We start from the raw sequence: 22999 nt of genomic DNA on the forward strand, positions 1-22999 counted from the left end.
GGGCGGAGGGGCAGGAGGCAGGAGGCTGGGGTCAGGGGGTCAGGGGGTCAGGGGGTCAGGGGGCTTCGCGGCGGGCCCTGGCGCGGCGTTTTCCCTCGTGCATCGCCTGCACCCGGGGCACCGGGATGGTGCGCCCCTCGGCCACCAGGTCGGCCGGGAGCCGCTGCGGTGCGGGCATCGCTTCGGCCCACGGGTCCCGGTCACCGAGCAGCGCGGGGACCGTCCGCACGGTGAAGTCGCCGGGGGTGATCCCGTCGAGGTCGTCCCAGGCCACCGGGAACGACACCGGCAGCCCGGGACGCAGCCGGGGGCTGTACGCGGCCACCACGGTCGCCCCACCGGCCCGGGTCGGGTCGACGAAGACCCGACCGCCCCGGTCCTCGCGGATGAAGGCGGTGGTGGCGGTCTCCGGATCGAGGCGTGCGGTGTGCACCGCGAGCGCCCGGGTGGCGGCGGCCACCTCCTCGGCGGTGGTGTCCGGGTGCACCGGGACGAAGATGTGCAGCCCTTTGGCGCCACTGGTCTTCACCGCGCCGGCCAGCCCCACGGCGGCCAGCGCCCGGCGGACCGCCCCGGCGACCCGGGTCACCGCCGCGAAGGCGTCCCCCTCGGGTGGGTCGAGGTCGAGCACGAGATGGGTGGGCTGCTCCGGGCGGGTCGCGGTGACCAGCGCCGGGTGGTACTCGATCGCCCGCTGGTTGGCGAACCAGAGCAGGGTACGTCGGTCGTCGCAGAGCGCGTACGACACCTGGCGGTGGGAGGTCTCGGCCCAGATCGCGGTGCGGCGTACCCATTCCGGGGTGTATTTCGGCAGGTTCTTCTGCATGAACGGCTCCTGCCCGCGCAGCAGCCGGACCACCGACAGCGGCCGGTCGCGCAGGCCGGGCAGGATGCGGTCGTGCACGGTGTCCAGGTAGTCGACCAGGTCCCGCTTGGTCACCTCGTCACCGGCGAGCAGCAACTGCTCCAGGTTGGTCAGGCCGACCCCGTCCCGCGTCTCCTGCGCCCCCGCCATCCACCCACCCTCCCGGCCTCGCCGGCCCGGCGCAACCCCGACACGGGCGGGCCGGTACGGAACCGGTCGGCGAGGGCGGGACGGCGACGGGTGTGCCGGCGGGAGGCGGGACAGCGGCTGCACGCTGCGCGAGGCGCTGGACCGGGTGGGCGAGGTCGGTGCCCGACCCGGGGCCGGGCGGGCCTGTGGTGAACGCCACCGCCTTTCTCTGACCGATCGGTCAGGATCTGACCGATCGGTCAGGCATGCTGGAACGCATGATCCGTCGCACCCCTCGCACCCATGGCGAGATCCTCGCCGCGGCGGCCCGACGGTTCGCGGTGACCGGTTACAAGGGCACCTCGTTGCAGGACATCGCCCGCGAGGTGGGCTGTTCCAAGGCGGCGGTGCTCTACCACTTCGCCGGCAAGGAGGCCCTGCTCGCCGAGCTGATGGCCGGGCCGATCTCGGTGCTCTGCGAGCTGGACGAGCGGATCTCCGCGCTGACCGGGGCAGCGGCGCAGCGGGTGGCGGCGGAGGGCTTCGTCGACCTCGCGGTGCGGTTCCGGGGCGAGATCGCGCTGCTACGCGGGGAGTTCCCGGAACTGCTCGCCCAACCGGCCTTCGCCCACATCCAGCGCATCTCGGAACGGCTGATCGAGGCGATGACCGGCCCCGACGGCGGGCAGGACGCGCGGGTCGCCGCGCTGGTGCTGCTCGCCGGCATCGCCGAGGGGTGCGGCGCGTTCGCCGACATCCCCGACGAGGAACTGCGTCCCGCCCTGCTGGCCGTCGCCCAGCGGGTGCTCGTGACTGCCGCACCGCCGCCACCACGGCCAACTCTCGACCACCAACACCAGGATTGAGGACAAGGATCTGATGGCGACCCTGCTGTACCGGCTAGGCCGGGCATCGTTGCGCCGCCGGCGACTCGTCGTCGTCGTCTGGCTCGTCGTACTCGTCGGCCTCGGCATCGCCGCAGCCACCCTGAAGGGCCCGACGGCCAGCAACTTCACCATGCCCGGCACCGAATCGCAGCAGGCGTTGGACCTGCTCGCCGAGCGGTTCCCGGCGGCCAGCGGCGCCACCGGCACCATCGCGGTGAAGGCGCCCGCCGACGGCCAGTTGACCACCCCCGAGGGGCAGTCCGTGGTCAAGGGGGTCGTCCAGGAGGCGGCGACCCTGCCCGGCGTGGTCGGCGCGGTCGACCCGTACCAGTCCCAGGCGATCACCCCCAACGGCCGGTACGCCCTGATCCAGGTGCAGTTCGCCACCGGCGGGGACGACGTCACCCCCGAGCAGCGCGAGGCGTACGAGAAGGTCGGCGCGCAGGCCGAGGCGCAGGGTTGGCAGATCGCCCCCGGTGGTGAGGTGCTCAACTCCGAGCCGGAGGTCGGCTCGACCGAGGCGCTGGGCGTACTGGTCGCCGCGATCGTCCTGATCGTCACCTTCGGCTCGCTGGTCGCGGCCGGGATGACCATGCTGAACGCGCTGATCGGCGTCGGGGTCGGAATGGCCGGCCTGTTCGCCCTCAGCGGCACGGTCGAGCTGACCAGCACCGCACCCATCCTGGCCCTGATGCTGGGCCTGGCGGTCGGCATCGACTACTCGCTGTTCATCACCTCCCGGCACCGCCAGCATCTGCTCGAAGGGCTCACCCCGGAGGAGGCGGTCGGCCGGGCCGTCGGCACCGCCGGTTCCGCCGTGCTGTTCGCCGGCGCGACAGTGGTCATCGCGCTCGCCGGCCTCGCCGTCGTCGGCATCCCGTTCCTGACCGTGATGGGTCTGGCCGCCGCCGGCACGGTCAGCGTGGCGGTGCTGGTGGCGATCACCCTCGCCCCGGCGCTGCTCGGTTTCGCCGGCCGCCGGGTCCTCCCCCGCAAGCTGCGCAAGGTCGAGGCCGCACCGGCCACCGAGGCGGCCCCCGAGGGCACCCCGGCCACCGAGGCCGCCGAGGACCGCTCCGGTTTCGGGTTCCGCTGGGCGCAGTGGGTGACCCGGCTGCGCATCCCGGTCATCCTGGTCGGCCTGCTCGGCCTCGGGCTGCTCGCCCTGCCGGCCCAGGACATGCGGATCGCCCTGCCGGACGCCAGCACCGCGGCCGTGGGCAGCCCGGCCCGCACCAGCGCCGACCTGATCCGGGAGGGCTTCGGTCCGGGCTTCACCGGCCGACTCGCCGTGGTGGTCACCTCGGACTCCCCGCAGGACACCGCGACCGCCGTGCCGCAGGTCGCGGCGCTGATCCAGCGTACCGACGGGGTGTTGGCGGTGGCCCCGCCGCAGCTCGACCCCTCGGGGCGGACGGCGCTGATCGGGGTGATCCCGAAGAGCGGGCCGACCGACGCCGCCACCGAGACGCTGGTCCACGACATCCGGGACCGGGTCGGCTCGGTCGGCAACGCCGAGGTGCTGCTGACCGGGGTGACCGCGATCGGCATCGACGTGTCCGAAAAGCTCTCCGCCGCGATGCCGGTCTATCTGCTGCTGGTGGTGGGGTTGTCGATCCTGCTGCTGATGCTGGTCTTCCGGTCGATCCTGGTGCCGGTCAAGGCCGCGTTGGGCTTCCTGCTCACGGTGGCCGCCACCTTCGGCATCACCGTCGCGGTGTTCCAGCAGGGTCACCTCGCCAGCCTGGTCGGTCTGGACAGCCCCGCCCCGCTGATCAGCTTCCTGCCGATCCTGCTGATCGGCATCCTGTTCGGCCTGGCCATGGACTACGAGGTCTTCCTGGTCTCCCGGATGCGGGAGGACTTCGTGCACGGTGACACGGCCCGGCAGGCCACCATCAACGGGATGGGCCACGGGGCCCGGGTGGTGACCGCCGCCGCACTGATCATGATGTCGGTCTTCGGGGGCTTCGTCTTCCTCGACGACCCGGTCATCAAGTCGATGGGCTTCGCGCTCGCGGTCGGTGTCGCCATCGACGCCTTCGTGGTCCGGATGACCATCGTGCCCGCCGTGATGTCGCTGCTGAACGCCAGGGCCTGGTGGCTCCCCCGCTGGCTCGACCGGGCGCTGCCCAACGTCGACATCGAGGGCGAGGGCCTGCGCGCCCACCTCGACAAGCAGCCGGTCAAGGTCTGACCCCGCCGATCGTGGGATTGTGGTGCCGGGCAGGGATGGCGACAGCCGCCCGGCCCGGCACCACCACTCCGTGATCCATCACCCACCCCAGGCACCAGCGACGATGACGGCCAGGACCGGCCGCACACCGGTCAGACGCCGGCGGGGTAGGTCGCCAACTCACCGAAGGTGGTCAGGGCGGGCAGCGGGTGCAGGGCGGTGGAGTCGTCGCACCAGATGAAGGCGTCGTAGCGGTCGGCCAGCCGGCTCGGGACGTAGTTGCCCCAACGCTCGAAGGTCGGGTCGTAGACCACCCCGATGGCCCGGTGGTCGGCCACCCCGGTGACCCAGTCGGGCTGGTCGGGGCCACCGAAGACAAGCACCGCCCGCTCCGGCAGCAGCTCGTGCAGCCGCCACTCCACCGAACCCTCCCGGGCCGGCGGCACCGTCATCACCTCGGCCGGTGAGCCCCAGTGCGGGGCGGCCACCACCGTCCCCTGGTAGCCGCCGAGACCGATCAGCGCCACCGCGTCCCGGCCCAGCCGTTCCCGGGCCAACTGGCCGATGTTGACCATCCCGTCGCCGGCCATGTCGGTGGCACGGGCGTCCCCGATGTGGGTGTTGTGCGCCCAGACGATCCCGCGCGATCCCGGACCGTAGCGGGTCAGCAACCGGGCCAGGGTGTCGGCCATGTGGATGTCGCGCACGTTCCAGGAATCCGGACCGCCGTGCACCATCGCCCGGTAGTACCGCTCCGCACCGGCCACCACCTCCGCGTTCTGCCAGGCCGCGAAGGCGTCCGGGCCGTCCGAGACGACATGCGCCCGGGTACGCGCCAACAGCCGGATCACCTCCTCCTCGCAGCGCGCCGAGACGAACCGGCTGGCCGCGCCGTACTCCTCCACCCGCCCGCCGTACGGCTCGAAACACCGGTACGCGTCCTGCGCGGCGTCCATCGACTTCGGGTCCTCCTCGCCGAGATAGTCGAAGATCGCCTGCATGGACTCCCACAGGCTGTAGACGTCCAGCCCGTGGAAGCCGGCCCGTTCCCGCTCCGGACGCTCCAGGTTCCACGCCCGCAGCCAGTGGCAGAACCGGTCCACCTCGGCGTTCGCCCACATCCAGGTCGGCCAGCGGGTGAACCGCCCCAGCGCGGTCCGCGGGTCCTGGGCGCCACCGGGGGCGCCGACCACCGACCGGTGCACCCGGTCGCAGTCCGGCCAGTCCCCCTCCACCGCCACGAAGTCGAACCCCTGCTCGGCGATGAGCCGCCGGGTGAGCTGCTCACGCAACCGGTAGTAGTCGTAACTGCCGTGCGTCGCCTCACCGATCATGACCACGCGGGCGTCCCGGACGCGCTCCAGCAGCGGGTCGAAGTCGCTCGGCGTACCGAGCCGCTGTACCAGCATGGGCAGGGCTACCCGGCAGAGTCGGCGGACAAACCGCCGATAGGGGTGGCAGGGCCGGGCGGCGGCGGGGGCGGCCGGCCGGTGTGGCGGCGGACGGAACGGGTAGCCGGCGGCATGAGCGTCACCGGGCTGCAGTTGCAGGAGTACCTGGCCGGGCTCGACTACCCGGTCTCCCGCGAGGATCTGGTCCGGTGGGGTCAAGAGAACGGGGCGAGCACCGAGTTGCTCCAACTGCTGCGGGCTCTGCCCGCCGAGCAGTTCAACGACCCGGCCGACCTGAACGAGGCCCTCACCACCCTCGCCTGACCCCGCCGCCCGGGAACCTGAGCCCGCTGCCTGGTGAGCTGACCCCCACGCCCGATGGGCTGATCCCGCCGCCTGGGGACCTGAGCCCACCACCCGGGGAACGCTCACCGGCGGCCGGTGACCTGCCCCCACCGCCCCGGGACCGCTCATCGGCGGCGACCGCCGGACCGGCCCGGTGCCGTGGGGGCGTGCAGCAGCCGGAACAGCACCAGCCACTGTTCCGGCCAGACCAGCCCGACCGGAGTGGCCGGGTCGATCCGCGCCGCCTGCAGCGCACCGTCGACCCGCCGACCGAGATGGGCCGCCCGCAGCGAGGCCGCGAGCGACCCGCCCGCCCCGCCGAACCCCAGCTCCACCATCCGCCGGTACGCGGGGAGCCCGGCCACGGCCAGCAGCGGCTCCGGCCGACGGTCGATCCGCAGGATGCCCCCGTCGACGGCGGGCACCGGACGGAAGGCGGTGCGGGACACCCGGCCGGCGAGCCGCCATTCGTACTCCGGCCAGGTCAACACGGTCAGCCGGCTCCACCGGCCGAGGTCACCGGTGCGCTTGCGGGCGTACTCCCACTGGGTGAGCAGGGTGGCCGCGCGCAGCCGGGGCGCGGCCAGGCACCAGCGGACCACCGCCGCGGTCAACGACCACGGGATGTTGCCGACCACGGCGAACGGCTCGGCGGGCGGCGCGGCGGTCAGGAAGTCGGCCTGCCGGCGCTCGACGTGCGGCAGCGCCGCGCACACCGCCGCCAGCTCGGGGGCGACGGTCGGGTCGACCTCGTAGGCGATCAGCCGGCCACACCGTCCGGCCAGCGGCCGGGTCAGCTGACCTCGTCCGGCGCCGACCTCCAGCAGCAGGTCGTCCGGGCCGGTGCGGGCCGCCCGGACCATCCGCGTCACGGTGGCCGGGTCGACGAGGAAGTTCTGGGACAGTACGCGACGGGACCGGTCGCGTGCGGTGGTGCGGTCTCGGCGGGGCGCCACGGGTTCGTCCTGTCTGTCGCCGCTCGGCGACGGTACGGACAGGCGCAGCACGACGCGGGGCCTGTCCGAGTGGATCGGGACTCGGACGACCCTGGAGATCGGCGGGGGACGCGACGCGGTGACGGTGCAGGCGGCGATGAGACCGAGGCGGTGATCAGGCGGTAGACCTGCTCAGTTAAGCCGTGAGCAGGGGCGGGCGTGATCAGACCGAGGCGGTCATCAGGTCAGGCGCGGTGGGCGTCCCGGCCGGCCAGGGCCGGACGCCGGACTCGCGGGCGGGCCACCAGGAGAGGGCCCCGCGCGGCCGACGTGACGGCCACGGTGATCAGGGCGTGCATGCACATGGCCGCCACGCTAACGCACTCCCCACGTTCCGCAAGGCATTTCCCCACCGGCCCACAACCCCGCCGGCCCACGACCCCACCGGCCCGCGTCACCTGACCGGGTGAGCACCCGTGCCACTACCCGCCGGTCCGGCACGATCGGCCGCGCTGACGGTGCTGGGCAGGACGGTGCCGACCAGCGCCGCCGTCGGGCAAGTGCGCACCATGGCCACCAGGTACCAGACGTGACCCCGGCAGGACACCCATTGCCCACGGCACCCGATGGGCCCGACGCCACGACAAGGCCGACCCACGACATGCCGGAAGGGTCGGGGGTCAGCGGTGGAGGTCGACGGTGCGGGCCTCGGTGCGGGCGGTCTCCGCCGCCGCCAGGACGGCCACCACCTCACGGCCGAAACGGACGTCACACCGGTGGTCCCGACCACCCGAGTCGATCTCCGCCAGCAGTTGGTCGACGGCCGTGCCGAAGGCGGTCAGCGCGTTGCCGTCGCCGGGCGGGACGGACTCGACGCCGTTCTCGCCATAGAAGACGAAGTCCCGGGTCACCGCAGTCGGCGGAGCGTCCAGGGTCAGCGACAGCGCACTGGTCGCACCCCCGTCGTGGGTGAGCAGCAGGTGCACCATCCCCCCGGGGCCGTCCAGCGCGGCGACCCGGGTGACCCGGCCGAGCACCGGCACGACGATCGACAGCGCGTGTGGGCCGATGTCCCACAGCGCCCCCTGCTCCCGCCGCCAGCGGGAGTCGCCGTACGGGCTGCCGGGCTGGTAGATCGAGGCAAACTGGGTGGCCCGGGCGTGCTGCCACCCGCCGGCCGCAGCGGTGGCGGCGAGAAAGCCGTTGACGTTGGGGTGGAACCGTTGGGTGAAGAACACCACCGAGGCGACCCCGGCGGCCTGCACGGCGGCGACCACCCGATCGGCCTCGGCGAGGCTCAGCGCGAGGGGCTTGTCCAGCAGCAGGTGCCGGCCGGCCGTGGCGGCCCGTACGGCGATCTCGGCCTGCACGTCCGGGGGCAGCGCCACGGCCACCGCGTCACAGGCGTCGAGCAGCGCGTCGACGTCGTCGAACGCCGGTACGCCGTGCCGGGCGGCCAACGCGGCGGCCCGGTCAGGGTGACGTCCCCAGACACCGACCAGTTCGGCGCGCGGATGCGCGTCCAGCCCGGCGCCGTGCGTCTGCGCCGCCCAGTGACCGGTGCCGAACAGGCCGAACCGCAGCACGGGGTACCCCCGGTCTCGTCGGGCCACGCCCGATCGTGGCCGTGATCCACGCTAGTCGCCCATCCGCACCGCCGCAGCCCGCACCGCCGGACGTCGCCCCCCAGCACCGCGAACGCCGACGGGCCACAGACCGCAGCCCCCGGAGACCAGGGACGGCAGGCCGCAGGCCGGGAACCGAAACGACGGCAGACCGGGGACCGGGACGGCAGCGATTACTACACCGGTTAGTAGGCTGTGCCGGTGACCGAGACACCCATCGGATGCCCGCGATGACCGGCGCGGCGTCGGCCGGCTCGCCGGTGGACGGACTACTCGCCACGGTGACGATCGGGCTGTCGCTCGTACTCGCGCTGTGGAGCCTGGTGGCGGCGGTCCGGCACCGGCCGCCGGACCTGGCGCAGTCCATCGGCCTGGGCCTGCTGGAGGTGGCGCTGCTCGCGCTGACCGTGCTGGCACTGGTCGCCGTCGCCGGCGGCGAACGGGCCGGCGAGCCCGGCGCGTTCTTCGGGTACCTGGTGACGTTGGTCTGCCTGCCCCCGCTGGCCTGGGTGCTGGCCCGGATGGAGCCGACCCGGTGGGGGTCGGCGATCGTCTGCGCGGTCTGCCTGGTCGTCCCGGTGGTCGTGGTCCGGCTCCAGCAGACCTGGGAGGTCGTCGGTGGTTGATCCCCAACCGTCGAGGCGCGCCCCCGACGCCAAGCCGACGCACGCCACCGACGCCGGGCCGACGCACGCCACCGACGCCGGGCCGACGCACGCCACCGACGCCGGGCCGGCACGCGCCACCAACGCCGGGCCGGGGCGGCTGCTGATCGCCGTCTACATCCTGTTCGCCATCGCCGCCACCTCGCGGGCCGGTCTCCAGATCGCCACGAAGTTCGACGAGGCGCCGGTGGCCTACCTGCTCTCGGCGGTGGCCGCGCTGATCTACATCGTGGCGGCGGTCGGGCTGGCCCGGGCCGGGCACACCGGCCGCCGGGTCGCGCTGGCCTGCTGCTCGGTGGAGTTGGCCGGGGTGGTCGGTGTCGGCGTGCTCAGCCTGGTCGACGCCGAACTCTTCCCCGACGAGACGGTCTGGTCCGGCTTCGGCAGCGGGTACGGCTACATCCCGCTGGTGCTGCCGGTGCTGGGGCTGCTCTGGCTCTGGCGCACCCGCACCCGCACCGGTTCCGGCACCGACGCCCCCATCGCCGCCTGACCGCCGCCGACACCGCACGGCCGCCTGACCGGCACCACCGTCCGACCGGCCGCCTGACCGGCACCGCCGCCCGGTGCGGACCGGACGGCGGTGCCGGGTCGTACCGGTCAGTCCTTCGGGCCGCCCGCGACGTAGATGACCTGGCCGGAGACGAACGACGCGCCCTCGCTGACCAGGAACGAGATGGTGTGCGCGACATCCTCCGGCCGGCCGGGACGGCGGACCGGGATCTCGGCGGCGGCGTGCTTCTGGAGGTCGTCGAAGTCGACCTTCATCCGGGCGGCGGTGGCGGCGGTCATGTCGGTGACGATGAAGCCGGGGGCGACCGCGTTGACCGTCACCCCGAACGGCCCCAGCTCGATGGCGAGGGTCTTGGTGAAGCCCTGGAGACCGGCCTTCGCCGCCGCGTAGTTGGCCTGGCCCCGGTTGCCCAGCGCCGAGGTGCTGGAGAGGTTGACGATCCGGCCGTACTTCCGCTCGACCATGTGCCGCTGAGCGGCCTGGCTGAACAGGAACGCGCCACGCAGGTGCACCCCCAGCACGGTGTCCCAGTCGGCGTCGGTCATCTTGAACAGCAGGTTGTCCCGCAGCACCCCGGCATTGTTGACCAGCACGGTCGGCCCGCCCAGCTCGGTGGCGACCCGCGCGACGGCGGCCTCCACCTGGGCCCGGTCGGCGACGTCCGCGCCGATGCCGAGGGCCCGGCCGCCGGCGGCGGTGATCGCGTCCACGGTCTGTCCGGTCGCCGCCTCGTCGATGTCGACCACGGCGACGGCCATCCCGTCGGCGGCCAGCCGACGGGCGGTGGCCGCGCCGATGCCGCGCGCGGCTCCGGTGACGATGGCGACGCGGGACTCCTCCGACACGATTACCTCCCGGTAACTTGTGGCTCGATCGGAGGAGCTTAACCCAGCGGCAGGCCGGACGACCCGGTCGCCGGCCGGCACCACGGCCGACCGGCGACGGGTACGGCGGTCAGTAGGCGGTGGACCGGCGGAGCCGGATCCAGCGGTAGCCGTGGCCGCTCAGCTTCAGGCTGTCCAGTTTGCCGACATCGCCGTAACCCCGGTCGGTCAGGACGTCTATCGGCAGGTCCGCCTCGGCGGCCAGGGTGCTCAGATCCACCTCGACGTCCTCGGTGCCGAGATTGTGCAGGAAGACCATGGTGCCGGTGGGTCCGTCGGCACGGTGGGCGAGCACCCCGGCCGGCATCGGCACGTCGATGTGCGAGGTCGAGCCGGAGCCGATCTCCGGGGCCTCCCGCAGCGTCCGGATCATCCGCTCGAACCAGGCCAGCAGCGACGTCGTGTCGCCCCGTTGGGCGGTGACGTTGACCTGCTGGTAGCCGAAGTCACCCTGGTCGATCACCGGGCGGATCAGCTTCTCCGGGTCCGCCGTGGAGAAGCCGGCGTTCTCCTTGTACGACCACTGCATCGGGGTACGGATCGCGTCCCGCCCGTCCAGCGCGAGGTTCTCCCCCATCCCGATCTCCTCGCCGTAGCGCAGCACCGGCGTGCCGCGCAGCGAGAACTGGAGCGCGTACGCCAGTTCGATGTGCCGGCGGTCGTTGCCGAGCATCGGGGCGAGCCGCCGCCGGATGCCCCGACCGTAGAGCTGCATGTTCTCGTCCGGCCCGAACTTCGCCAGCACGTCGTTGCGCTGGTCGGCGGTGAGCCGGGACAGGTCGATCTCGTCGTGGTTGCGCAGGAAGGTCGCCCACTGGCCGCCGGTGGGCAGCTTCGGGGTGTCGCGCAGCGCGTCGACGATCGTCTCCGGGTCCTCCCGGGCGAGGGCGAGCATGAGCCGGCCGTTGAGCATGAAGTCGAAGAGCATGTGAATCCGGTTGCCCGAGCCGCTGCCGTCGCCGAAGTAGACCGGCAACTGGTCCGGTTCGACGTTCGCCTCGGCCAGCAGCACCGCGTCGCCGCGTCGCCACTGCACGTGCTGGCGCAGGTCGGTGAGGAAGTCGAAGTCCTTCGGCGCGTTCGGGTTGCCCGGCTCGGTCTGCTCGATGATGAACGGCACGGCGTCCATCCGGAACCCGGAGACGCCGAGCTGGAGCCAGAACGAGGTGATCTTCTTGATCTCGGCGCGGACCTTGGGGTTCTCGATGTTCAGGTCCGGCTGGAACGTGTAGAAGCGGTGGTAGAACCACGCCTTGGCGGTCCGGTCGTAGCTCCACGTCTCGTGCTGCTCGCCCGGGAACACCATGCCCTGGTGCCGGTCCGCCGGCTCGTGGTCGGCCCAGACATACCAGTCACGGTACGGCGAGTCGGGCGAGGACCGGGCCGACTGGAACCACGGGTGCTGGTCGGAGGTGTGGTTGACCACCAGGTCGATGATCACCCGGATGCCCCGGTTCTGCGCCTGGTGCAGCAGTTCGGCGAAGTCGCCGAGGGTCCCCAGCCGGGGGTCGACGTTGTAGAAGTCGGTCGCGTCGTAGCCGTCGTCCTGGTTGGGCGAGGGGTGGATCGGGTTGAGCCAGAGGCAGGTCACCCCCAGTCGCGCCAGGTAGTCGAGCCGGCCGATGAGGCCACGGAAGTCACCGACCCCGTCGCCGTCGGAGTCCGCGTACGTGTCGACGTCGAGGCAGTAGACGACCGCCTCGGAGTACCACCTGTCACCCATGCCGGCCTAATGTCTCCGATCCACCGCCGCCGCAAACGCGAGCCCTCCTCCGACGGGTCCGGGGTACGGTGCCGACATGGCTGATCATCCGACGGACGGCTCCCGCGCGGTCGACTGGAACGAGGGCCGGTGGCTGCACCCCCCGGTGCGGGTGGACCGGACCGACGACGGTGACCTGCTGGTGGAGCCCGGGGCGGAGAGCGACCTGTGGCGGCACACCAGCTACGGCTTCGTCCACGACGATGCCCCGGCGCTGCTCGCCGCGCTGCCCGCCACCGGCGCGGTCGAGGTGAGCTTCGTGCTGGACTATCCGGCGCAGTTCGACCAGGCCGGGGTGCTGGTCCGGGTGGACGAGCGGAACTGGGTGAAGGCGGGGGTGGAGATCAGTGACGGGCTGCCGCAGGTGGGCGCGGTGGTCACCCGGGAGTTCTCGGACTGGTCGGTGGCGCCGGTGCCACAGTGGCGCGGGCGCGAGGTGACCGTGCGGGTCAGCCGGGACGGCGACGCGTTGACGGTCCGGGCCCGGGCCGACGGCGAGGCGTGGCGGTTGGTCCGGCTGGCCCCGCTCGCCCCGGACGCGGTCGCCCTGGCCGGGCCGTTCTGCTGCTCACCCTCCCGGGGCGGGCTGACCGTCCGGTTCACCGGCTGGCGGCAGGGGCCGGCGGACCGGGAGCTGCACCCGACGGACTGAGCCCCGGATCAGGCCGCAGGCGGTGGCCCGGCTCACCGACAGGTGTAAGTGGCGGCCGGGCGGGTACCACTGTCCGATCCCGCCCGGCTCGTGGAAGGACGCCCATGGCTCTCGCCCAGAACGTCGACCCGAACCGGTTCACCGGGCTGACCGGCTGGGTGGCCGGCGTCATCGACTCCCTCGGCGCGGTCGGCGTCGCCTGCCTGGTGGCGCTGGAGAGCATCGTCCCGCCGATCCCCAGTGAGATCGTGCTGGCGATGGCGGGCTACCTCGCCGCCGAGGGCCGGTTCCACCTGGCGGTGATCGTGCTGGCCGCGACGGTCGGCTCGCTGGTCGGCGCGCTGGTGCTCTACTGGCTCGGCGCCGCGCTCGGCGAGGAACGGCTCAAGCGCTGGCTGGACCACATCCCGCTGGTCGACCGGGAGGACCTGGAGAAGGCCGACCGGTGGTTCGAACGGCACGGCCGGTGGGCGGTGCTGATCGGCCGGCTGGTGCCGGTGGTCCGCAGCCTGGTCTCCGTCCCGGCCGGCGCGAACCGGATGCCGATGGGCGAATTCGTCCTGCTCACCACGCTGGGCAGCGGGGTGTGGAACGCACTGATCGTCGGTCTCGGCTACACGCTGGGCTCGCGCTGGCAGGACGTGGAGAAGTACAGCGACTGGTTCAACTATGCGATCTTCGCGGTCTTCGCCGTCATGGTCGGGGGCTGGGTGGTGAAGAAGGTCCGCACCCGGCGGGACCGGGGCGACCGGCAGTCGGTGACCGCCGGCCGCTGACCGGGTACGCCGGGCCGGTGGGGGTCCGCACCACGCCGGCCCGGACCCCCGCCGGGCCGCCTCAGCGGCGGAAGGTGAACCAGTTGACGTTGACGAAGTCGGCCGGCTGGCCACTGCTGAAGGTGAGATAGACGCTGTGCCGGCCGGTCACCGCCGACACGTTGCCCGGCACCGACCGCCAGCTCTGCCAGCCGCCGGTGTTGGCGAGGGCGAAGCTGCCGATCGGGGTCCCGGTCGGGCTGTCCAGCCGGACCTCGACCAGGCCGCCCACCCCGCCCGCCGCCCCGGAGGCCACCCGGGCCAGGAAGTCGCGCGGCCCACCGGTGCCGAAGTCCACGTTGTCGTAGCGGGCCCAGTCGCCGTTGCGCAGCGCGGCGATGTTCTGGCCGCCCTCGGCGCACGTCTCGACGGCCACCCCGTTCTGCCCGGAGAACGCCTCGGCCTGGATCATGCCGTAGGCGTCCACGGTGCCGGACGGCGGCGGCGTGGTCGGGGCCGGCGTGGTGGGGGTCGGCGTCGGGGTGGAGCCGCCGCCCCGGCGGTAGACCGCGACGTAGTCGACCACCATCGGCCGACCGGAGACGGTGGCGCCGGTCGGCGTGACGGCACCGGCCACCCCGTCCGGGAAGGAGCCGCCCATCGCCACGTTGAGCAGCAGGAAGTAGCCGCCGTGCCCGGTCATCTGGGCCCAGTAGCCGGCACCGACCTGGGTCTGGGTGACGGTGTGGAACAGCTGCCCGTCGACGTACCAGCGCAGTTGCTGCGGGCTGACCGAGGTGTCCCACTCGGTGCGGTAGGTGTGGAAGGCGGCCTGGCAGGCGCTGCCGGGGCAGACCCGGGTGGCGCCCAGCCCGCTGAACTCGTTGCACGGGCCGCCCGGGGCGACCCCGCAGTGCAGCGCGCCCCAGACCTGGTTGAGCCCGTTGACGTTCTCCATCACGTCGATCTCGCCGATGCCCGGCCAGTTCTGGTAGTTGCCCCGGTAGGGCGCGCCGAGCGCCCAGAACGCCGGCCAGTAGCCGGCCGCCTGGGCCCCGGTGACGTTGGGCATCTGGATCCGCCCCTCGATCGCCAGCACCCCGCCGGACGGCGGCGTGAAGTCGGTGCGCACGGTCTCGATCCGGGCCGAGGTCCACCGGCCGGCGGAGTCGCGCAGCGGGGTGATCCGCAGGTTGCCGGAGCCGTCCTGGGCCAGGTTGGTGGTGCTGCCGGTGTACGTCTGGATCTCGCCGGTGCCCCAGTTGGCCGGGCCGCCGGGGTAACTGGTGCCGGTGTCGACGATCCAGTTGGCCGAGGACGGCAGGGTGCCGGCCGTGCCGGTGAAGTCGTCGCTCCACATCAGGTTCCACCCCGACGGCGGCGTCGGGACGGCGGCCTGGGCGGCGACCGAGACGCCGGTCAGCGCGGTGGCGGCGGCGAGCGTGACCGCCAGGGCGAGCCGGCGGCGGGGCCGGCGCGGGGCGGTGGGGGCGACCGGAGCCGCCGGGACAGCGTTCATCGGGATGCCTCTCTGGAGGACGGGAGCAAGAGAGCGCTCTCTGAGCGGTTTTCTACGCCCCCGCCCCACCAGTTGTCAACGCTCGTCGATGGCTCCGGCCGGCACCGGTTGCGGCCGACGCAGCAACGCGTGCTCCGCGGCCGTCCACCCGGTGGTGGTGACCAGATAGAGCACCGCCGCCAACGGCACCACCAACGCCAGCAGCACCGTGCCGTACGGCAGCAGCGGGATCACCCGGGCCAGCAGCGCCGCCCCCGGCTGGCCCGTCGGGGCGCCCGCCGACGCCGCCGTCCGCTGCGCGCGCCAGGACAGGAACCGGGCCAGGCCGAGCAGGGCCGCCAGCAGCACCCCGAAGACCACCAGCACCGACGGCGACAACCCGTCGCCCAGGTGCCAACCCAGCGGCACCCCGGCCAACCGTGCGTCGAGCAGCCCGCCGGCACCGTCACCGGTGCCGAACAGGCGGTACATGACCAGGAAGAAGGGCGCCTGGAGCAGCGCCGGCAGACACCCCGCCACCGGCGACGCCCCGGCCCGGCGGTAGAGCGCGAACATCTCCGACTGCAACGTCGCCGGGTCGCCCGCGTACCGCTGCTGGAGCTGACGCAGTTGCGGGGCGAGGGCCGCGCGGCGCCGCTCCGCGCGGACCTGGGCGACGGTGAGCGGCGAGATCAACAGTCGGACGGCGATGGTGAACAGCACGATCGCGGCGGCGGTGGCGGCCCCGCCGCCGAGCGGCGTCAGCAGTTCGGCGAGCCAGCCGACGACGGAACCCGCGGCGGCAGCTGCGTCGTGCACAGGTGAGAAGGCGAGCATGGGGGAACCCCTCGGTCCGATTCCGGAAGTCCGCACGGGACGGGCGCCGGCGGCCCCGTCAGGGGCTGCCGGTGGTCCACCATGGGACGGATGACGACGGAACCGGTCGGGGTCGGCGGCGCGCGGACTCAGCCCGCGACCGGGGACCACCCGACCGGAGGGGAACCCCCGGGTGCCCGGGGACGGGGTCGACCCGCCGCGTCCGGATCGACCTGACGGGGCACGCGCCGACGCCGGGCCCGGTCCCGCAACCCGACCGCCCGCCGCCGCCCGCATCCCGGGCCGGTCCTCGGTCGGGGCCGGGCCGCCAGCGCGACGACGAGCAGCAACGCCGCCACCGCCGCACCGGCCAGCAGGTCACCCGGCCGGTCCGCGAGCAACGTCAGCCCGATGAGCGCGTACGCCCACAGACCCGTCACCAACCGCAGACCCGACATGCGCGTCAGCCTAGGACCCGCTGTCACGTCCGACCGCCGCGACGGCGTCGGCCACCACCGCCGGCCGGTCCACGTGCAGCAGGTGCCGGGCGTCCCGGAACACCTCCTGCCGCCCGGCGGGGAAGCTCGCCGCCAGCCGGGCGTGCCCGACCCGCCACGCCGCCCGGCCTGCCGCGGTGGGCACGTCGCCGAGCACGGTCAGCACCCGCACCGGGAGCGTCGGCGCGGGCGTCACGGCACGCAACGCCACCAGCTCCGCCGCCACCGCCGGATGCGCCAGCCACTGCACCAACGCGCCTACCAGCACCGTCCCCGAGCCGTACGGCACCGCCGACGCCGGGTCGGGTGGCCGGACGCTCATCCGGCGTACCGCCCGACGCCAGGCCCACGGGCCGCACCGACGGGCCAGGCCGGAGCGGTCGAGCACTCCCACCAGCACCGGGGCGACGGTGGTCACCGCACCCGCCGACCACGCCGACCACGCCGACCAGCGCGCCCAACCGACCGCCCGGGTCCCGCCCGGGTCCACCAGGCTCGGGTCCACCAGGCTGGGGTCCACCAGCACCAGCCCGGCGAGCCGCCCCGGGTGCCGCCGGGCGTACGCCTCGGCGGGCAGCGCCGCCGCCGAGTGCGCCACCAGCACCGGCCGTCCCAGCCCGGCCACCCCGGCGTCGATCCGGGCCACCTCGTCGGTCAGGGTGGGCGCGCGACCGTCCGCCGGCCCCGGCCGGTCCAGCAGGCCCACCCGATGCCCGGCGGCCCGCAGCAGGGGGACCAGCCGGTCCCAGGTCTCCGCCCCCTCCCCCATCCCCGGGCAGAGCAGCACCCCCGGACCACCGGCCCCGCCCGCCCGACCGACCACGTCGGTGCGCGTCGCCTGGTCGGTGCGCGCCGCTTGATCACTGCGCGCTGCTTGGTCGGCGGCAGCGGGCCGGTCGGCGGCAGCGGGCCGGTCGGCGGCAGCGGGCCGGTCGGCGGCAGCGGGCCGGTCGGCGGCAGCGGGCCGGTCGGCGGGTCGGCCGGTCACCGGGGCTGCTCCGGGCGGGGGCCCCAGCGGGCGACGACGGCGGCGAGCAGCAGCCAACCGGACAGCCCGGTCAGCTGGGTCCGCTGCCACAGGCCCAGGCCCAGCTCGGGGCGCACCGCGGCGACCAGCGTCCCCACCGTGCCGACCGCCACCACCACCGCCACCACCAGCCCGGCCCGACGGCGGGCCGGGCCACGCAGCACGGCGAGGATCACCACCAGGGAGAGCAGCGCGCCGGCCACCGCCACCGACGAGGTGACGGTGTGCGCCTGGTGCCGCCAGGACAGGTCGCCCAGCTCCTCCAGCCGCGCGCAGCGGGCGTCCACCGAGGGGGCGCAGTCCATCGAGGTCCGGCCGCCGTCCACGGCGGTGGCCACGCCGAAGACCAGCAGCCCCCACCAGGCCGGCCGGGGCACGTCCCGGGCCCACCGGGCCAGCAGCAGCCCGGCGACCGTCGCGCAGATCCCGGTCGTCACGTCGCCGAGCTGGAACACCAGGTGGTACGGCTGGTCCCGGGCGGCCAGCTCGCTCAGGTAGCTCTCGACCGGCCGCAGCCCCGGGTTGAGCACCGGGCCGAGCAGCCAGGAGGCGTAGCAGACCGCGGCCAGCACCAGCGCCACCGCCGCCCCGGTCCGGGCGGCCGGAGAGTCCGCACCGGCCCGACGCCCGTCGCCGTGACGGTCGTCCCCCCGGGCGGCCGGGCCGGACGCCGCCGCACCTGGCGTCCCGGCCGACGGGTGCCGGGCCGGCCGGTGCGGCCGGCGGGCCGGGCCGGGGCGGTTCACGAGGACTCGCGGACCATCGGGAACGGCAACGTCTCCCGGATGGACCGGCCGGTCAGCAGCATCACCAGCCGGTCCACGCCCAGCCCCAACCCACCCGTCGGCGGCATCGCGTACTCCAGCGCGGTGAGGAAGTCCTCGTCCAGCTCCATCGCCTCCGGGTCGCCTCCGGCCGCCTTCAGCGACTGGGCGGTCAACCGCCGCCGCTGCTCGGTCGGATCGACCAGCTCCGAGTACGCGGTGCCCAGCTCCATCCCGAACGCCACCAGGTCCCACCGCTCCGCCAGCCGGGGGTCGGCCCGGTGCTGACGGGTCAGCGGCGAGACGTCGGTCGGGAAGTCCAGATAGAACGTGGGCACGTCGGTACGCGCCTCGACCAGTCGCTCGTACAGCTCCAGCAGCAGCTCGGCGCGCTCCCAACCCGGGGAGTACGGCACCTTGGCCGCGTCGGCGAGGCGGCGCAGCGCGACGGTGTCGGTGTCGACGGTGACCTCCTCGCCCAGCGCGCCGGAGACCGCCTCGTGCACCGTACGCGCCGGCCACGGCCCACCGATGTCCACCAGCTCACCGGTGCCCGGTCGACGGGCCAGCGGCGCACCGTGCACCGCCACCGCCGCCGCCACGATCAACTCCCGGGCCAGCTCCCGCATGTCGTGGTAGTCGGCGTACGCCTGGTACGCCTCCAGCACGGTGAACTCCGGGTTGTGGCTGAAGTCGACACCCTCGTTGCGGAACACCCGGCCCAGCTCGTACACCCGCTCGACGCCGCCCACGGCGAGCCGCTTCAGATACAGCTCGGGGGCGATCCGCAGGGTCAGCCGCAGGTCGTAGGCGTTGCTGTGGGTGACGAACGGGCGGGCGTTGGCACCGCCGTGCACCCGTTGCAGGATCGGCGTCTCCACCTCCAGGAAATCCCGGGTCACCAGGGTGTGGCGCAGGCTGGTCAGAGTGGCGCTGCGGGCCCGCAGCAGGTCCCGCGCCTCGGTGCTGGTCGCCAGGTCCAGGTAGCGGCGGCGGACCCGCGCCTCCGGATCGGCCAGGCCGTGGTGCTTGTCCGGCAGCGGGCGCAGACACTTGGCGGTGAGCCGCCAGTCGGCCACCCGGACCGACACCTCGCCGCGCCGGGTGGCGTACACCTCGCCGGTCGCGCCGACGTGGTCGCCGATGTCGACGGTGGCCCGCCACCGGTCCAACTCCTTCTCCACCATCAGTTGCAGGTCGCCACTGCCGTCGCGGACGGTGACGAAGCAGACCCGGCCGTGGTCGCGGACCAGCAGCACCCGGCCCGCCACCGACACCGTCTCCCCGGTGCCGGTGTCCGGGGCCAGCCCGGCGTGCCGCTGTCGCACCGCCGCGCAGCCGTCGGTACGCGGCCACCCCACCGGGTACGCCTCGACGCCCTGCGCCCGCAGCCGGTCCAGTTTCGCCCGACGGACCCGGACCTGCTCGGGAAGCTGCTCGCGGACCGGTTCGGGGCTGACCGCGTGCACCGCTCCCGCCTCGGGCGGCACGAACCCCACCCCGCCACCGGCCGGCGGCACCCCGTGCAGCGGGGACGGTCGGCCACCGGGCAACGCCAGGAAGCCCTCCGCGACGGCGGCGGCCAACCCCACCCGGGCCAACTCCCGCCGCTCCCCGAAGCACAGGTAGCGGGGCGTCCAGTGCGGCTGGTACTTGGCGTTGGACAGGTACAGCGACTCCAACTGCCACCAGCGGGAGAAGAACAGCAGGGTACGCCGCCACAGCCGGATCACCGGGCCGGCGCCGATCCGCGCGCCCTGCTCGAAGACCGACCGGAACACGGCGAAGTTCAGCGACACCCGCTCGACGCCCAGCCGGGGCGCCGCACCGAGCAGCGCGGCCACCATGAACTCGGTGACCCCGTTGTCGGCGGTGCGGTCCCGACGCATCAGGTCCAGCGACAACCCGTCGGTGCCCCACGGGCTCAGCGACAGCAGCGCCCGCACCCGGCCGGTGCCGTCCCGGGCCTCGACCAGCACACAGTCGCCGTCGGCCGGGTCGCCGAGCCGGCCCAGCGCCATCGAGAAGCCCCGCTCGTGCTCGGTGTCCCGCCAGCGGGTGGCCAGCGCGGCGAGGTCGGCCAGCTCGTCCGGCGGGATCTCGGCGTGCCGACGGACCAGCGCGGTGTGCCCGGCCCGCTCGACCCGGTGCACCGCCTGCCGGACCGGACGCATGTCCCGCCCGCCCAGGTCGAACTCCCGGGCCAGCAGGATCGCCTCGTCGCCCAGTTGCAGCACCTTCAACCCGTGCCGGTGGTAGGCCCGCGCGCCGACCTCGCTGGCCCCCATCACCGCCGGGGTCCAGGCGTACTCCCGGGCCTGCTCCAGCCAGGCGGTGATGGCCGGCCCCCACGCCTCCGGATCGCCGACCGGGTCGCCGCTGGCCAGACTCACCCCGTTGACCACCCGGTAGGTCAGCGCCGCCTTGCCGCTGGCCGAGAAGATCGCCGCCTTGTCCCGCCGGGTGGCGAAATAGCCGAGCGAGTCCCGGTCGCCGTAGCGGGCCAGCAACTCCCGGATCCGCTGCTCCTCGTCGGGGTGCAGCACGGCGGCGGCGCGCTGCGAGCGCAGCAGGGTGAACAGGCCGGCCAGGAAGGCGACCGCACCCATCCCGCCGAGCAGCAGGTTGACCCAGCCGGGGGCCTGGCCGTGCCGGGTGACGTCCAGGGTGATCGCCCCACCGAAGACCTTCTCGATGGCGTACCCGACCCGGTCCAGCCAGCTGCGCAGGCTGCCGGGTACGGCGGTGAGCAGCAGGTAGCCCAGCCCGACGGCCGCCGCGGCGAGGCCGAAGAACACCCCGAGGGCGCGGCGGGTGCTGCCGCTGCGCACCCGGGCGTAGAACTCCCGCCGGGCGGCCAGCAGCAGGGCCAGGGCGGCGGCGGCGAACCCGATCCCCACCCAGACGCCCACGGTCTCGACCAGGGTGAACAGCCGCCGGCCAGTGTCGTCGGTGAGCCGGTCCGCGCCGACGGTCACCAGCAGCAGGCCGGTCAACACGCCGACGATCAGGCTGAGGATGAAGTAGACGACCAGCACCCAGTACGCCAGCCGCTTGCGGCGCAGCACCGCCGCAGCGAGGGTGCCGAGGAAGACCGCGTACGCCAGGTTGGCCGGCGCGGGCACCAGCAGCGTGTCGATCGTGGTCCGGATCGGCTGGAACTCGGCGTTGGCCGCGCTGCTCACCGCCGCCAGCGCACAGATCGCGGCGATGAACCACAGTAGCGCCGCGAGCATCCGGGGCACCTGCCGCCGCCAGTCCGCGCCGGCCCGCCGGGCGTCGCCGGGCCGGCGCGCCGGGGTCGGGGGCGCCACCCGGGGCACCGTCGTCGGGGTCACCTGACCTCCCTCACGTCCCCGCCCCGACCCACCCCAGGTCGGGGCGGGGGTGCGGCAGGGCACCGGTCGGCGGGACCGGGTCATGGTAAGCATCCGGCGCGATGGCGTGCCGTGTCGCGTTTTCTCGGCCGGACACTCTGGGTAATGGGCCGGGCAGCACCGCGGCGAAACCGCCGTGGCGGAACGGGACGGACGGTGATGGCGATGACCAGTGGGGTGGCGGTCGGGGCGACGGCTCCGGAGCGGACCGGGCCCGACCGGCTCACGGTGGGCGTGGAGGAGGAGTTCCTCCTGGTCGATCCGCACACCGGCGCTGCGGTGCCCGCCATCGACCTGGTCATGGCGCAGGTGCCGGCCGAGTTGCGCGGTCAGGTGGAGCGGGAGTTCCAGACCAGCCAGATCGAGATCGGCAGCCCGCCCGGGTTGGAGCTGAGCTCGATCCGGCACTCGCTGGGCGTGCTGCGCGGCGCGTTGGCCGACGCCGCCGAGCGGGCCGGCGTACGGGTGCTGGCCATCGGCACCGGCCCGGTGGCGGGACCGGTGCCGCCGGTGGTGGACAAGCCCCGCTTCGACCGGATGATCGCACGGTTCCGGCTGCTGGTGCCCGGCCCCGGCAACAACGGCATGCACGTGCACGTGGGTGTCCCGGACCCGGACACCGGGGTACGGGTGCTCAACCACATCCGGCCGTGGCTGCCGGTGCTGCACGCGATGACCACCAACTCGCCGTACTCCGAGGGCGTCGACACCGGCTACGCGAGTTGGCGGTCGGTCGAGTGGGAGCGCTGGCCGTCGGTGGCCCCCACCCCCTACCTGGAGTCGTACGCGCACTACGAGCGGCTGATCCGGCAGTTGATCGCCAGCGGGGTGATGCTCGACGAGGGGATGCTCTACTGGTACGCCCGGCTGTCGGCGAAGTACCCGACGGTGGAGGTCCGCATCGGTGACGTCTGCCCGTCCGTGGACGACGCAGTGCTGGTGGCGGGGCTGGTCCGGGCGCTGGTCGCCACCGCCATGGCCGACGTGGCCGCCGGCCGCCCGCCGGTGAACACCGACCACCACCTGCTGGTCGCCGCCCACTGGCGGGCCGCCCACGACGGGTTGGAGGGCGACGGTGTCGACCTGGCCACCGGCGAGCTGCGGCCGGCCTGGGAGTTGGTCGACCAGCTGGTCGAGCGGGTCCGCCCGGCGCTGGAGGCGCACGACGACCTGGCCGAGGTCACCGACCTGCTGGCCGGGTTGCGTCGGCACGGCACCGGGGCGGCCCGGCAGCGGGCCGTGTTCGCCCGGTCGGGCCGGCTGGAGGACGTGGTCGCCGAGGTGGCCCGGCAGACCCGTGGCTGACCGCCGAGGTGACGGCCGGCGCGTGGACGACCGGACCGTGCGTGAACGGCGTGCCGCCCGGCGGCCCGGCGGTGGCCGGTCCGGGGGTTGCCGGCGTGTCGGGGGACGGCCCGTGGACGGCCGGTGCGTG

At 74.0% G+C, this 22999-nt stretch carries 20 protein-coding genes; 8 read left to right on the forward strand and 12 right to left on the reverse strand.

The window, feature by feature from the left end; translation table 11 throughout:
* Nucleotides 1–55: 55 nt before the first annotated feature.
* Complete coding sequence (ligD, locus tag GA0070216_RS07055; protein WP_091241039.1) at nt 56–1015, reverse strand: non-homologous end-joining DNA ligase; 960 nt, start codon at nt 1013–1015, stop codon at nt 56–58.
* A 257-nt stretch (nt 1016–1272) separates the two neighbouring features.
* Here ligD and GA0070216_RS07060 point away from each other — a divergent pair, with 257 nt between their 5' ends.
* Nucleotides 1273–1860, forward strand: coding sequence for a TetR/AcrR family transcriptional regulator (locus GA0070216_RS07060; protein ID WP_091242553.1), 588 nt, complete (start codon nt 1273–1275; stop codon nt 1858–1860).
* Between the two features lie 13 nt (nt 1861–1873).
* A complete protein-coding gene (locus GA0070216_RS07065; RefSeq protein ID WP_091241043.1) occupies nt 1874–4078 on the forward strand; it encodes an MMPL family transporter in 2205 nt (734 codons plus the stop codon).
* A gap of 131 nt (nt 4079–4209) precedes the next feature.
* Here the strand turns inward: GA0070216_RS07065 and GA0070216_RS07070 are convergent, their stop codons facing one another.
* Entirely contained in the window at nt 4210–5466 is a 1257-nt protein-coding gene (locus GA0070216_RS07070; RefSeq protein WP_091241047.1) for an erythromycin esterase family protein, read from the reverse strand.
* Between the two features lie 114 nt (nt 5467–5580).
* Between GA0070216_RS07070 and GA0070216_RS07075 the strand changes: the two genes are divergently transcribed.
* Entirely contained in the window at nt 5581–5772 is a 192-nt protein-coding gene (locus GA0070216_RS07075; protein ID WP_091241051.1) for a DUF2795 domain-containing protein, read from the forward strand.
* 146 nt (nt 5773–5918) lie between these two features.
* Here GA0070216_RS07075 and erm read toward each other — a convergent pair whose 3' ends face one another.
* Nucleotides 5919–6749 carry an ErmE/ErmH/ErmO/ErmR family 23S rRNA (adenine(2058)-N(6))-methyltransferase gene (erm, locus tag GA0070216_RS07080; RefSeq protein WP_091242557.1) on the reverse strand — a complete coding sequence of 277 codons (831 nt, stop codon included), beginning with the start codon at nt 6747–6749 and terminating at the stop codon, nt 5919–5921.
* A gap of 659 nt (nt 6750–7408) precedes the next feature.
* On the reverse strand, nt 7409–8311 hold the full coding sequence (locus GA0070216_RS07085; protein WP_091242562.1) for a Gfo/Idh/MocA family protein: 903 nt from the start codon (nt 8309–8311) through the stop codon (nt 7409–7411).
* A gap of 263 nt (nt 8312–8574) precedes the next feature.
* On the opposite strand from GA0070216_RS07085, the gene GA0070216_RS07090 reads away from it, so the two are divergent.
* Together GA0070216_RS07090 and GA0070216_RS07095 are read left to right on the forward strand one after the other, a co-directional pair.
* Nucleotides 8575–8979 carry a hypothetical protein gene (locus tag GA0070216_RS07090; protein ID WP_091241054.1) on the forward strand — a complete coding sequence of 135 codons (405 nt, stop codon included), beginning with the start codon at nt 8575–8577 and terminating at the stop codon, nt 8977–8979.
* Nucleotides 8980–9118: 139 nt separating this feature from the next.
* Nucleotides 9119–9511 carry a hypothetical protein gene (locus GA0070216_RS07095; protein WP_091242565.1) on the forward strand — a complete coding sequence of 131 codons (393 nt, stop codon included), beginning with the start codon at nt 9119–9121 and terminating at the stop codon, nt 9509–9511.
* Between the two features lie 107 nt (nt 9512–9618).
* Here the strand turns inward: GA0070216_RS07095 and fabG are convergent, their stop codons facing one another.
* Together fabG and GA0070216_RS07105 are read right to left on the reverse strand one after the other, a co-directional pair.
* Entirely contained in the window at nt 9619–10377 is a 759-nt protein-coding gene (gene fabG / locus GA0070216_RS07100) for a 3-oxoacyl-ACP reductase FabG (protein WP_091241057.1), read from the reverse strand.
* A gap of 109 nt (nt 10378–10486) precedes the next feature.
* Complete coding sequence (locus GA0070216_RS07105; RefSeq protein WP_091241060.1) at nt 10487–12139, reverse strand: alpha-amylase family protein; 1653 nt, start codon at nt 12137–12139, stop codon at nt 10487–10489.
* 76 nt (nt 12140–12215) lie between these two features.
* On the opposite strand from GA0070216_RS07105, the gene GA0070216_RS07110 reads away from it, so the two are divergent.
* Both GA0070216_RS07110 and GA0070216_RS07115 read left to right on the forward strand, forming a co-directional pair.
* Complete coding sequence (locus tag GA0070216_RS07110) at nt 12216–12830, forward strand: DUF1349 domain-containing protein (protein WP_091241065.1); 615 nt, start codon at nt 12216–12218, stop codon at nt 12828–12830.
* Between the two features lie 104 nt (nt 12831–12934).
* Nucleotides 12935–13606, forward strand: a complete 672-nt coding sequence (locus tag GA0070216_RS07115; protein WP_091241067.1) for a DedA family protein — start codon at nt 12935–12937, stop codon at nt 13604–13606.
* 61 nt (nt 13607–13667) lie between these two features.
* Here GA0070216_RS07115 and GA0070216_RS07120 read toward each other — a convergent pair whose 3' ends face one another.
* The 6 genes from GA0070216_RS07120 to lysX all read right to left on the reverse strand — a co-directional run bounded on the left by GA0070216_RS07120 (nt 13668) and on the right by lysX (nt 21525).
* Nucleotides 13668–15104, reverse strand: coding sequence for a carbohydrate-binding protein (locus GA0070216_RS07120; protein ID WP_091241069.1), 1437 nt, complete (start codon nt 15102–15104; stop codon nt 13668–13670).
* 75 nt (nt 15105–15179) lie between these two features.
* Nucleotides 15180–15902 carry a YidC/Oxa1 family membrane protein insertase gene (locus GA0070216_RS07125; protein ID WP_245722354.1) on the reverse strand — a complete coding sequence of 241 codons (723 nt, stop codon included), beginning with the start codon at nt 15900–15902 and terminating at the stop codon, nt 15180–15182.
* Between the two features lie 146 nt (nt 15903–16048).
* The gene (locus GA0070216_RS07130) at nt 16049–16357 is read right to left on the reverse strand and encodes a DUF6412 domain-containing protein (protein ID WP_091241073.1); all 309 of its coding nucleotides are present in this window, start codon (nt 16355–16357) and stop codon (nt 16049–16051) included.
* Nucleotides 16358–16367: 10 nt separating this feature from the next.
* Complete coding sequence (locus GA0070216_RS07135; RefSeq protein ID WP_091241078.1) at nt 16368–17384, reverse strand: alpha/beta fold hydrolase; 1017 nt, start codon at nt 17382–17384, stop codon at nt 16368–16370.
* The gene (locus GA0070216_RS07140; RefSeq protein WP_091241081.1) at nt 17381–18169 is read right to left on the reverse strand and encodes a DUF998 domain-containing protein; all 789 of its coding nucleotides are present in this window, start codon (nt 18167–18169) and stop codon (nt 17381–17383) included. Before GA0070216_RS07140 ends, GA0070216_RS07135 begins: the two co-directional genes overlap by 4 nt.
* Complete coding sequence (gene lysX / locus GA0070216_RS07145; protein ID WP_245722355.1) at nt 18166–21525, reverse strand: bifunctional lysylphosphatidylglycerol synthetase/lysine--tRNA ligase LysX; 3360 nt, start codon at nt 21523–21525, stop codon at nt 18166–18168. Before lysX ends, GA0070216_RS07140 begins: the two co-directional genes overlap by 4 nt.
* 204 nt (nt 21526–21729) lie before the next feature.
* Here lysX and GA0070216_RS07150 point away from each other — a divergent pair, with 204 nt between their 5' ends.
* Nucleotides 21730–22869, forward strand: coding sequence for a carboxylate-amine ligase (locus tag GA0070216_RS07150; protein WP_176738872.1), 1140 nt, complete (start codon nt 21730–21732; stop codon nt 22867–22869).
* Nucleotides 22870–22999: the final 130 nt, after the last annotated feature.

Origin of the sequence: Micromonospora matsumotoense (assembly GCF_900091525.1) — a bacterium.
GTDB lineage: Bacteria > Actinomycetota > Actinomycetes > Mycobacteriales > Micromonosporaceae > Micromonospora > Micromonospora matsumotoensis.